We start from the raw sequence: 8,729 nt of genomic DNA, 5'->3' as shown, positions 1-8,729 counted from the left end.
GATGGAGCCCTCGGGTTACCTGTTGGTAACAAACTTCCGCTGTGGAGGCAACAGTTGAGAACCCCACTTCTCCGCTTCTCCGCGACTTCCGGGCGCGGCGCTCCTCGGCACCGTCGACGTGCCCGGCGGGCGGCCCGGGCGGCGGCCGGCCGGCCGTGGCCCGCGGGCCGCCGTCCGCCGGCTGCTGGGCCTCGACGTCCGGTGGGACCTGCCGAGCCCGCACGCCTCCGGCGACGAGGCCGACCGCCGGCTCCGCTACCGGCGGGTGTGCGACCGCCTCCGGGATCGACTGCCGCTCCCCCGAACTCTGTTGGTCGTCGTCCCGGAGGGCGACGTGCTGGCCCACCGGGCCGCCGGGCAGCTCGTCGCCGAGGCGGGGGGCGACCCCTCGCCGGGCCCCTCGGGCCAGGGGTGCCCCGGGCTGCGGGTGGTGGAGGTCCCGGTGTCCCGGCCGCTGCTGCCGGACCGCGAGGACGAGTCCGGTGCGCTGGTCGTGCTCAGCGCGGGCAGCTGGACCGCCGGGGAGCTCACCGGCCTCGCCGAGGCCTGCGCGGACGCCGGGCACGAGGTGGTCGGCGCCGTCGTCGCCGGCGCGGTCCGGGCCCGGTCGGCGCGGGCCGCCGGCCGTCGGGCCGGCCGTCACGCCGACCGCCGGCCGGAGGCCGCCGCGACGGCGGGCGCCGCGACGGCGGGCGCCACGGCGGAGGGCGCCGCACCGGTGCCCGAGGACGACGCGGTGCCCGCGCTCGCGGTCCGCGACGACGCGAGGAGCGGTTCGGGGTGACGACGCGTACGGCTCCGGAGCCGCCGGCCGCCGCCCCGCTGCTGGACCTCCAGTCGCTGGTGGTCGCGGTGCGCAGGCGCCGCCGCCTCTGGTGCTCCCTGGCACTGGTCGGGCTGCTGCTCGGCGCGGCGGTGGCCGTCCTGGTACCGCCGCCGCCCACCGCCGTGACCACGGTGCTGGTCGCCCACCAGGAGGACCAGCCGAACGACTCCGGGACGCTGATCCGCACCGACGCGGCGCTGCTGCAGACCACCGGGATCGCCGGCCAGGCGCTGAAGGCCCTCGGGGCGCCGGACCGGCCGGAGGACTTCCTCAAGGACTACAGCGGGCTCGGCCTGACCAACAACCTGCTCCAGATCACCGTGACGGGCCGCAGCGACACCGAGGCGGCGGCCCGGGCCAAGGCGCTGGCCGAGGCGTTCGTCGCGGACCACGTGCGGCGGATCAAGGAGACCGCGGACGCCGAGGCCAAGGCCCTGCTCGACCAGCGGGACCGGATGCAGGAGGAACTCGCCCAGGTCAACAAGGCGATCGGGGAGGCGCCGCAGCAGAGCGGACCGAAGGCCTCGGCGAACCTGGAGGCGCTGTTCGCCAGCCGGGCCGACCTCACCTCGCGGATCACCGACTTCGGCCGGCGCGCCGCGGAGGCGCACGTCGGCACGCCCCGGCTGGTCGCCGGCACCCAGATCGTGGACGCCCCGCGCGCGGTGAAGCAGTCCCTGCCGAAGACCGCCGCCACCGACGCCGCGATCGGGCTCGTCCTCGGGCTGGTCCTCGGGCTCGCGGTGGCCGCGGTCGGCGCGGTGGTGGCGGACCGCCCCGTCCTGCGCCGGGAGATCGCGGCGCACCTCGGCGCCTCGGTCCTCGCGGAGCTGCGCCGGGTGCCCCGCCGCCCGGTCGGCCGGTGGCAGCTCGGCCGGACCAGGGCGGCGCGGGCGCGGGCCACCACGACCCTGGCCCGCACCGTACGCGGCTCCGCGGAGCCGGTGTCGCTGCTGGAACTGGGCTGCGCGCGCAGCGCGGGCGCGCTCGCGCTGGACCTCGCCGGGGCGCTGGCGGAGGAGGGGCCGGTGCTCGTGGTCGACGGCCTGCCCGGTCGGCAGCTCGCCGACCGCCGCCGCCCGGCCGGGGGCCCGACCGTGGTCCGCGGCGAGGAGCGGGCGGCGGACGGGCCGGGCCGGGAGCGCCGGATCGGCGTCGGCTCGGTGGCGCCCGGCACGGCGTGGACCGACCTGCGGTACCTGGGCACCCGGGCCGTGCTCGTCGTCCGGGCCGGGCACGGCAGCACCGCCTGGCTGCACACCGTGGCCCGGCAGCTCGCCGACCAGCGCATCCCGGTGCTCGGCGTGGTGCTGATCGACCCCGACCCGGGCGACCGGACCGACGGCACCCTGTGGGACGGCCCGCGCACGACCACCCGCCGCCGCTACGTACGGCCGGCCCGCCGCAACCGGGCCGAGCAGCACGGCGGAACCGAGCCGCACGGCGGTACCGAGCCGTACAGCGGTACCGAGCAGCGGCACAGCGGGTCGGAGCGGCCCAGCGGAACAGATCGGCCCAGCGGAACGGACCCGCGGCGGACGGGACGGACGACGACGTGGACCGCACGGGTCCCGGACAGCGACCAGGAGGTGCGGTAGGACATGTGTGGCATCGCGGGCACGTACCGATGGCCGGACGGGAAGGTCGTGACCGACCTCCTCACCGAGGCCCTCGCCCACCGCGGCCCGGACGGGACGGGCCGCTACGGCCACCCCGTCGGTGACGGCGAGGTGCACCTGGGGCACCGGCGGCTGGCCATCGTCGACCTCTCCGAGACCGGCGCCCAGCCGATGGTCTCGGACGGCCTCGTCCTGACGTACAACGGCGAGCTGTACAACGCCCCCGAACTGCGGGCCGAGCTGGCGGCCGCCGGGGTGCGCTTCCGCGGCACCTCCGACACCGAGGTGCTGCTGGAGGCCTGGCGGCGCTGGGGCACCGACTGCCTGCCCCGGCTGCGCGGCATGTTCGCCTTCGGGGTCTTCGACGAGCGCACCGGCGAGCTGGTGCTCGCCCGCGACCAGCTCGGCATCAAGCCGCTGTTCCTGCTCCGGCGCGGCGAGGGCCTGGTGTTCGCCTCCGAGCTCAAGGCGCTGGCGGCCGCCACCGGCGGGTCGCTGGAGGTGGACCACGCGGCGCTGGTGGCCTCGTTGCTGTACTACTGGGTGCCGGACTCGCGGTGCGCGTTCCGCGAGGCGGAGAAGCTGCCGCCGGGCAGCTGGCTGCGCTGCCGGCCCGACGGCCGGGTGGAGCGCGGCCGGTTCTGGCACCTGCGGGAGGTCGCCGCCGAGGGCCGGGAGCGGGCCCGGGCCGGTGAACTGCCGGACCTCGCCGCCGTCGTCGAGGAGTCGACGCGGCGTCACCTGCTCTCCGACGTCCCGGTGGCGACCTTCCTCTCCGGCGGGCTGGACTCCAGCTACCTGACCGCGCTGGCCGCCCGCGACCGGCCCGGGATCCCCGCCTACACGATCGGCTTCCGCCCCGAGGACGCCCGGTTCGAGGCGATGCCGGACGACCTGCGCTACGCCCGGCAGGTGGCCGAGCGGTTCGGCGTCGACCTGCACGAGATCGAGATCGCCCCGGACGTGCTCGACCTGCTGCCGCGGATGACGTACCACCTGGACGAGCCGATCGGCGACCCGGCCGCGATCAACACCTTCCTGATCTGCTCGGCCGCCCGGGAGGCCGGGGTCAAGGTGATGCTCTCCGGGATGGGGGCCGACGAGCTGTTCGCCGGCTACCGCAAGCACCTGGCCAACCGCCTCGCGCTGCGCTACCAGCGCGTCCCCCGGCCGCTGCGGCGCGGCCTGGCCGCGGCCGTGGACCGGCTGCCGGTCGCCACCTCCCGCCGGGGGCTGCGCTCGGTGCGGTTCGCCAAGCGGTTCCTCTCCTTCGCCGACCTGCCGGAGGAGACGGCGTTCCGGCGCAGCTACACCATGTACGACCGGGCGGAGCTGCTCGACCTGGTGGACCCGGACCTGGCCGGGACGGTCGACGACGTGCTCACCGAGCACGCGGACGTCTACCAGGACAACGACCTCGACGACTTCGTCAACCGGATGTGCCTGGGCGACGCCCGGATGTTCCTGCCGGGCCTCAACCTCGCGTACACGGACCGCTCCAGCATGGCCGCCTCCACCGAGGTGCGGGTGCCGTACGTGGACGTCGAGGTGGTCCGGGCGGCGTTCACCGTGCCCGGCGACCGCAAGATCGTCGGGCGCCAGGGCAAGGCCGTCCTCAAGGAGGCGGCCGCCTCGGTCCTGCCCCGGGAGATCGTGTACCGGCCCAAGGGCCTGTTCAGCGCCCCGCTGCGGGCCTGGATGAGCCGGGACCTAGCCCCGCTGGTGCGCGAGGTGGTCAACGACGGCGAACTCGTGCGGTCCGGGTTCCTGCGCCGCGACGCGCTGGCCCGGCTGGTCGCCGAGGACGCCGCCGGGCAGCAGGACTACTCCAAGCACCTGTGGCACGTGCTGACCCTGGAGTACTGGTACCGCGGCGCGACCTCCGGCTCCGGCCTCCGCGCCGGTCCGACGGCTCCTTAGTCCGACGGCTCCTCAGGACGACGGCTCAGACCAAACCGGCTCAGAGACAACCGGCATAGAAGCAAGGGGACTTCCGGTGAAACAGGTTGTGCAGAACTACAAGAGCGGCGAGCTGTCGGTGCTCGACGTGCCGGTGCCGGGGTGCAAGCCGGGCGGGGTGCTGGTCCGCAGCGCCTTCTCGCTGATCTCCACCGGGACCGAGCTGATGAAGGTCTCCGAGGCCGGCATGTCGATGGTGGGCAAGGCCCGCTCCCGGCCGGACCAGGTGGCCAAGGTGATGCAGAGCGTGGCCGTCAACGGGCTGCCCGCCACCTACCGCAAGGTGATGGGCAAGCTGGACTCGTACACGCCGCTGGGCTACTCGCTGTGCGGGGTGGTCGAGCAGGTCGGCGCCGGGATCGACGACGTGAAGGTCGGCGACCTGGTGGCCTGCGCCGGCAACGAGCACGCGCTGCACGCCGAGCTGAACTGGGTGCCGAAGAACCTCTACACCCCGGTGCCGGACGGCCTCGCGCCGCGGCACGCGGCCTTCGGCACCGTCGGGTCGATCGCGCTGCAGGGCGTGCGCCAGGGCGAGCCGCAGCTCGGCGAGGTGGCGCTGGTCATCGGCCTCGGGCTGATCGGGCAGCTGGTGGTGCAGCTGCTCACCGCCGCGGGGGTGCGCGTCGTCGGGGCCGACCCCGACCCTTCGCGCTGCGAACTCGCCGTCCGCCTGGGCGCGGTGGCCTGCGGCGACCCCGCCTCCGCGACGGTGGCGACCGCCGTCGCCGAGCTGACCGACGGTCACGGCGTGGACCAGGTGTACCTGGCGGCCGGCGGCGGCAGCAACCAGCCCGTGGAGCTGGCCGCCCAGCTGGCCCGGGACCGCGGCCGGGTCGTCGACATCGGCAAGTGCCGACTGGACCTGCCGTGGAACGCGTACTACGAGAAGGAGCTGGACGTCCGCTTCTCCCGCTCGTACGGCCCCGGGCGCTACGACCCGTCGTACGAGCTGGAGGGGCGGGACTACCCGATCGGCTACGTGCGCTGGACCGAGCGCCGCAACCTGGCCTGCTTCCTCGACCTGACGGCCCGCGGCCGCGTCGACGTGGAGCCGCTGATCTCCCACGTCGCCGACTTCGAGGACGCCGTCGAGACGTACCGGAGCCTGAAGGACGGCGGCCTGAAGGCCGTGGCCGTGCTGTTCCGGTACGCCGGGGCCGCGGGCGAGGCGCAGCCCGAGGCCCCGAAGCTGACGGTGCCCGCGGTGCGGCGCGCCGCCACCACCGCCGCCCCGGCCCGCGCCGCGACCTCCCCGGTGCGCCTGGCGTTCGTCGGCGCCGGGAACTACGCGACCTCGATGCTGCTGCCGCACCTGGCCCAGCGCGAGGGCGTCGCGCTGTCCACCGTGGTCACCACCACGGCCCTGTCCGCCGCCAACGCCCAGCGCAAGTTCGGCTTCGCCCGAGCGACCACCGACCTCGACGCCGTCCTCGGGGACTCCTCGATCGACGCGGTGTTCGTGGTCACCCGGCACAGCTCGCACGCCGAGCTGACCCGCCGGGCGCTGCTCGCCGGCAAGGCGGTCTTCGTGGAGAAGCCGCTCGCCCTGACCGAGGAGGAACTCGCCTCCGTGCTCGCCGCGGTGGAGGAGTCCGGCAACGACCGCCTCCAGGTGGGCTTCAACCGCCGCTTCGCGCCGCTGCTGCGCGAGGCCAAGGCCCGCCTCGGCGCCCGGACCGGCCCGGCGAGCCTGCGCTACCTGGTCAACGCGGGCCGGCTCCAGCACGGCAGCTGGTACCTCCAGCAGGGCACCGAGGGCTCCCGGTTCGAGGGCGAGGGCGGGCACTTCGTCGACACCGCGAGCTGGCTGCTGGACGCCGACCCGGTGTCGGTGTACGCCGTCGCCCCGTCCGGCAACGAGGACCTCCAGGTCGTGCTGCGCTACCCGGACGGCTCCACCGCCACCATCAGCTACGTCACCTCCGGCGCGCCCGGCTTCCCCAAGGAGACGCTGGACCTCCTCGCGGACGGCAAGGTGCTCACGCTCGACGACTTCGTCCGCGCCTCGGTGTACTTCGAGGGCGGCACGGCCGGCCGCAAGCGGTGGGTCAGCTCCCGGCTGCCCAAGGCCCGGGACAAGGGCCAGTCCAACGAACTGGCCGCGTTCGTCCGGGCCGTGCGCACCGGCGGGCCGATGCCGGTGCCGCTGGAGTCGCTGGTCGCCACCACGGCGGCCACCCTCGCCGTCCAGGCCTCGCTGGGCGGCGGAGCGCCGGTGGCCCTGGCGAGGTCACTGTGACCATGAGCCCGGGGTGGTACCTGCGGCGGCTGTCCGCGATGGGGCCCCAGGAGGTCGCCGGCCGGGTGGCCGACGCGGTGCGCAGGCGGCGGTGGCGCCACGCGGTGCCGCCCGCCGGCCCGCTGGTGACCGGCGCCCGGTTCACCGCCGTGCTGCCCGCCGGGGCGGTGGCCGCGGTGCCGGACGAGGCCGCCAAGCGCCTGGTCGCCGAGGCGGACCGGCTGATGGACGGCCGCGCCGAGTTCTTCGGGGTGGTGCGCGAGGACCTGGCGGCCCCGGACTGGTGGCTCGACCCGCGGACGGGGCGGCGGGCCACGGCCGGCTACGCCTTCGACGTGCCGTACCGGGACGAGGAGACGGTCGGGGACATCAAGCAGATCTGGGAGCCCTCCCGGCACCAGTACCTGACGGTGCTCGCCGCCGCGTACGCCGTCACCGGCAACGAGCGCTACGCCGAGCGGGTGGCCGAGCACCTGCGCTCCTGGTGGCGGGTCAACCCGCCGCTGGAGGGCGTGCACTGGGTCAGCGGCATCGAGCTGGGCATCCGGCTGCTGTCCTGGGTCTGGGTCCGCCGGCTGCTCGACGGCTGGGGCGGCGCGGCCGCGCTGTTCGAGGACGACCCGGAGGCGCTGCACCAGATCTGGCACCACCAGCGCTGGCTGGCCGCGTTCCCCAGCCGGGGGTCCTCGGCGAACAACCACGTCATCGCCGAGGCCGCCGGGCAGTTCGCCGCGGCCTGCGCCTTCGACTGGTTCCCCGAGTCGGAGCACTGGCGCGCGGAGGCGCTGAGCGCGCTGGACCGGCACCTGCGCGCCAACACCTTCCGCTCCGGCCTCAACCGCGAACTGGCCACCGAGTACCACGGACTCGTCCTGGAACTCGGCCTGGCCGCGCTGGCCGAGGCGGACGCCGCCGCCGTGCCCGTCCCCGCGACCGTCCGGCTGGTGCTGCTGCGGATGACCGACGCGCTCGCGGCCGTCGTGGACGACCGGCTGCGGCCCCCGCGCCAGGGGGACGCGGACGACGGGCACGGCCTGGTCGTGGACGGCGCGGGCACCGACCGCTGGGCCTCGCTGCTGGCCACCGGCGGCGCCGTGTTCGGCCGGCTCCCCTGGTGGCCGGCGGTGACCGGCACCGACGTGCGCACCCCGCTGCTGGCCGCGCTCCTGCGGCCGTACGGCACGGAGGTGCGGCGCCCGGCCGTCCGGCCGGTGCACTTCCCCGACGCGGGGATGACGGTCCTGCGCGCCGGGCAGGACATCTGGTGCCGCTGCGACGGCGGCCCGCACGGGTTCCTGTCGATCGCCGCGCACGGCCACGCGGACGCGCTGTCCGTGGAGGTGCGCCACGACGGGGTCGACGTGCTCGCCGACCCGGGGACGTTCTGCTACCACGGGCAGCCGGCGTGGCGGCGGTACTTCCGCTCGACCCTGGGCCACAACACCCTGGAGCTGGACGGCGCCGACCAGTCCGTCTCCGGCGGCCCCTTCCTGTGGACCCGGCACGCCCGCAGCCGCGTGCTGGTCGCGGACACCTCCGACCCGGCGGTGGGCCGCTGGCGCGCCGAGCACGACGGCTACCGGCCCACCGTCCACCGCCGACGGGTGGAACTGCGGTACGCCGAGCGGGAGTTGCGGATCCTCGACGAGGTGAGCGGGCCGGGCGGGGCCGTCCGGCTGGCGTTCCACCTCGGCCCGGCGGTCACCGCGGAGCTGACCGGGAACCGGGCCGTACTGACCTGGACCGGGGACGGCGGGCGGCGCTCCGCCGTGCTCGACCTGCCCGGGCAGCTGTCCTGGCGGGCGCACCGCGGCGAGAGCGACCCGCCGCTGGGCTGGTACTCCCCCGGTTTCGGCCGCAAGGAGCCCGCCACCACGCTGGTCGGCACCGGCGTCGCCGACGGCGCGCAGGCCTTCACCACCCTCCTCGGGTTCAACGGCGAGGGGTGAGGGTGGGGATGAGGGCGTGTCTGACGATTCGCGTTGGACCAGCGAGCGGCGTTGGGGTGCGTGCATCGCAAGGCGGAGGAGGGAGCCACTGCGGAGCATTGGCGACCGACGACAACGCGGCGAGGTGCGTGCCC

4 protein-coding genes and 1 pseudogene are annotated in these 8,729 nt (G+C 75.6%); all 5 read left to right on the top strand.

What is annotated here, in order from left to right; genetic code table 11:
• Positions 1–91: 91 nt before the first annotated feature.
• Positions 92–784 (top strand): annotated as a pseudogene (locus tag ABZW03_RS31810) (polysaccharide biosynthesis protein); the annotation flags it as partial.
• Complete coding sequence (locus tag ABZW03_RS31805; RefSeq protein ID WP_355265971.1) at positions 781–2,424, top strand: Wzz/FepE/Etk N-terminal domain-containing protein; 1,644 nt, start codon at positions 781–783, stop codon at positions 2,422–2,424. The pseudogene ABZW03_RS31810 and the gene ABZW03_RS31805, both read left to right, overlap by 4 nt.
• Before the next feature lie 3 nt (positions 2,425–2,427).
• On the top strand, positions 2,428–4,365 hold the full coding sequence (gene asnB / locus ABZW03_RS31800) for an asparagine synthase (glutamine-hydrolyzing) (protein WP_355265968.1): 1,938 nt from the start codon (positions 2,428–2,430) through the stop codon (positions 4,363–4,365).
• A gap of 76 nt (positions 4,366–4,441) precedes the next feature.
• A complete protein-coding gene (locus ABZW03_RS31795; RefSeq protein ID WP_355265965.1) occupies positions 4,442–6,646 on the top strand; it encodes a bi-domain-containing oxidoreductase in 2,205 nt (734 codons plus the stop codon).
• 2 nt (positions 6,647–6,648) lie between these two features.
• Positions 6,649–8,595: an alginate lyase family protein gene (locus ABZW03_RS31790; protein WP_355265963.1), complete on the top strand. Its 1,947-nt coding sequence runs from the start codon at positions 6,649–6,651 to the stop codon at positions 8,593–8,595.
• The last annotated feature ends 134 nt before the right edge of the window (positions 8,596–8,729 follow it).

Origin of the sequence: Kitasatospora sp. NPDC004799 (assembly GCF_040609095.1) — a bacterium.
Classification (GTDB): domain Bacteria; phylum Actinomycetota; class Actinomycetes; order Streptomycetales; family Streptomycetaceae; genus Kitasatospora.
Note: the sequence above shows the minus strand (reverse complement) of the source record. Positions and strands in the feature narration are given on the sequence as shown.

Coding starts and splice junctions, on each gene's coding strand:
- asnB (WP_355265968.1), top strand. CDS start 2,428: ATGTGTGGCATCGCGGGCACGTACCGATGGCCGGACGGGAAGGTCGTG.
- ABZW03_RS31790 (WP_355265963.1), top strand. CDS start 6,649: ATGAGCCCGGGGTGGTACCTGCGGCGGCTGTCCGCGATGGGGCCCCAG.